Below are 3,033 nucleotides of genomic sequence, written 5' to 3' on the forward strand. Positions count from 1 at the left end.
GCCGTCGCGGACGCCTTCGCCGGCACCGACGCGGAAGCCGACGCCGACCGCGCCGCGGAGCGCCGCCCCCGCCGTCCCGCCCGCCGCCCCGGGTACGCCGGCGCCCGGCCGCCCCGACACCGAGGGATGGGTCGGCACACCGTTCTCGTCCACCTCCGCCCCGCAGGTCGACGCCGCCTCGGTCCCCGTCTGGTTGCGCTCGGCCGCCCTGGCGGTGGCCGCCCTGCTCCTGCTCGTGCTGCCCGCGCGCCTGCTCGCGGCCGCGGTCGCCCGGGGACGGGGGCCCCGCGACCCCGAGGCCGGCCCGCGCCGCCCCTCGCTCTTCGGCCGCAACCGGCCCCGCACGGAACTCGGCGAGGCGGATGCGCTGTTCGGAGCACGCGCCGCCGCATCCGGCGACGCCGCCACGCCCGCCGGGCGTCACGCCTCCGGCCCCGCGCAACCGGTGTGGCTCGCGCCCGTCGTCGGGGCGGCGGCCGCGGCCCTCATCACCCTCTCGACCTCGGTCCGCGACGCGGGCGCCTACACCCGCCTGCTGCTCGCGGTCGCGCTGGCGGTCGCGGCGATCAACGCGGTGTGGCTGCTCTCGGCGCGCGGGCTGTCGAAGCACCTCGGCGTGCGCATGCCCCGGATCGTCGTGCAGCCGTGGCTGCTCGTCATCGTGGGGGCGGCGGCCGTCGGCTCGCGCATCCTCGGTCTCGAACCCGCCCTGCTGTTCGGCCTGGTGCTCGGGACGCTGTTCGCGGAGGACCTCGGCCGCGCCCGCCGCGGTCGGGTCGCCGCCGTGCAGCTCTCGGCGACGGCCGCCCTCGGCGTGCTCGCCTGGCTGCTGGTGGGGGTGCTGCCGGAACCGACCGGGTCGGTGTCCGCCTTCGTGGTCGAGCTGGCGAACGCGCTCGCCCTGGTAGGCATCGGCTCGACCGCGATCGCGCTGCTCCCCCTCGGCGGGCTGCCCGGGCGGGCGGTGTTCCAGTGGTCGCTGCCGGTCTGGCTGGGCCTCAGCGTGGTCGTCGACACCGTGCTGTTCGCCGTGCTGCTGCCGGTGGCCTCCCTCGTGGAGAGCGGAGGGGGCCTGGCCGCGGCCGGGATCGCCGCCCTCGTCTTCGCCGCCGTGAGCGTCGCGGCATGGCTGTGGGAGCGCTACGTGGAGCCGGCGCGCTGACCGCGCTGGCCGGGCGGCCCGTCGCCGACCCGCCCCGGAGGCGCTGCGGCGTCGCTCAGACCGCCGACACGTAGAACCAGTCGCGCCCCTCCCGCACGAAGCGCGACACCTCATGCAGCTGCCCGCGCTCGGCGCCGCGGTAGTACGCGGTGAACGCGACGACCCCGTCCCGGTCGAACGGCCCTCCGCGCTCGGTGCGCTCGATGTCGAGCCGGTACCAGCGCAGCCCGTCGTCGAGGTCGAGCTCGGCGGGCCGGGTGGAGGGGTGCCAGCTGCGCAGCAGGTAGTCCGCGTCGCCGAGGGCGAAGGCCGAGAACCGCGACCGCATCAGCCGCTCCGCCGTCGGCGCCGGCTCCCCGTGGTGCAGGGGCCCGCAGCACTCGTCGTACGGCGAACCGCTGAGACAGGGGCAGCGGAGGGCGGTCACCGGTCGAGCCTACCGCCGCGAAGAAGGACCCGGCCGCGGCGGATGTCGGGGGATCACGCGCCGCGGCCGGGTCGGGGACACCTCACCAGAACGGTGTCGACGACATCATCCCGCCCCCGGTTGAGGGGCGGCTATCAACCGCCTGAGGGACCTCTCAAGCACACGGGAGCGGCGGCCCGCCACGCCGGGGCGGTAGGCTGGACGGCATGGAAGGTCTGCTCATCGGTTTCGTCTGGCTCGTCGTGCTCGTGGGGGGCGGCCTGGCGACCGCCGCCATCGTCCAGATGATCAAGTCGCCCTTCCGCGACCGCTGACACCCCGGGGGCGCCGCGTCCCCGCGCGACCTTCGCCCCCATAGCCCAATCGGTAGAGGCAGGCGACTTAAAATCGCCCGAGTGTGGGTTCGAGTCCCACTGGGGGTACCGACCGTGGGACGACCGCCAACACCCGTTATCCCCTCCTGCTAGTCTCGCCTCATGAACCGGTGGGGGGCCGGCCGCGTCGTCGCGGCTGCGGTGGCGTTGATCGCGGTGGGCATGACCTCGGGATGTGCGCTGCACGACCCCGCCCCTCCTTCCGCGACCAGTGCGGCACCGACCGCGACCGCCGACGCCGTTCCACTCTCGCAGCAGCTGCCATACCTGCTGGTCGAGGGTCAGACCGTGGGCTCGGGGCGGCTGGAGGGCGTGGCGCACGAGCCCATCGAGGACCCGCGCGCGGACGATCCGCTCACCGGTGACGTCACGGTCGTGGTGGATGAGGCCCGACGGCTGGAGGTGCGCATCCGGCCCGACGATCCGGCGCGGGCCGACCTCGCCGGCCTCGACGGACTGGACGTCATCGCCTCCGGCGACCGCTACGACGGCCGGCCGGAGAACGTGGGGGCGATCCCGCGGTTCAGCCTGATCTCCGACCTGGACAGCGTGAGCCCCGACGGTGAGCTGGTGCTGCCCCTCGCCTCCGACTTCCCGTCGCTCGGCGACCCGACGTTCCTCCACTCGATCGCGATGTCGCCGGCCGGTGACGCCCGCGTCTTCGCCGCCGCGACCATCACCTGGACGCTGCCGTCGCCGTACCCCGGCCTGCATCCGGTGGATACGGGCGCCGCGACGTCTGCGCGCGGCGCGGTCTCCGCCGAAGAGGGGGTACCTGCCCGCTACACCCCCAGCCCGTACGACACGGTCCATGAAGTCTCCCGACGCTTCGGTTTGACGGAGGTGCAGCTGGTCTGGCTCAACCCCGGGATGACGGGTGACACTCCGGAGCTGAAGCACGGCGTCGACATCAACCTCGACCCGGCGCAACGCTGAGCCGGAACGCCCGCCTACAGAACGCACGACGGCCCCGCACCCCTGTCGGGGGGCGGGCCGGGGCGGCGCGGGCCCAAATGGGGGGGGCGGGGGGCCTTGGCCTGGCGCCCCAGGGCCTGGGCGACCCCGCGGGG

The 3,033-nt window shown here is 75.1% G+C and carries 2 protein-coding genes, 1 tRNA gene and 1 pseudogene; 3 read left to right on the plus strand and 1 reads right to left on the minus strand.

Annotation, left to right across the window (positions count from 1 at the left end; translation table 11 throughout):
• Nucleotides 1-1,162 (plus strand): annotated as a pseudogene (locus ACR9ZG_RS18575) (Ig-like domain-containing protein); the annotation flags it as partial.
• 55 nt (nucleotides 1,163-1,217) lie between these two features.
• Here the strand turns inward: ACR9ZG_RS18575 and ACR9ZG_RS18580 are convergent.
• Nucleotides 1,218-1,589: a YchJ family protein gene (locus ACR9ZG_RS18580; protein ID WP_481286326.1), complete on the minus strand. Its 372-nt coding sequence runs from the start codon at nucleotides 1,587-1,589 to the stop codon at nucleotides 1,218-1,220.
• A gap of 348 nt (nucleotides 1,590-1,937) precedes the next feature.
• Between ACR9ZG_RS18580 and ACR9ZG_RS18585 the strand changes: the two genes are divergently transcribed.
• A tRNA-Leu gene (locus ACR9ZG_RS18585) sits at nucleotides 1,938-2,011 on the plus strand.
• 54 nt (nucleotides 2,012-2,065) lie between these two features.
• Nucleotides 2,066-2,899 (plus strand): hypothetical protein, encoded by an 834-nt coding sequence (locus tag ACR9ZG_RS18590; protein WP_481286327.1) that lies wholly within the window; start codon nucleotides 2,066-2,068, stop codon nucleotides 2,897-2,899.
• The last annotated feature ends 134 nt before the right edge of the window (nucleotides 2,900-3,033 follow it).

Source organism: Leifsonia sp. KNZ12-8B (assembly GCF_056755495.1).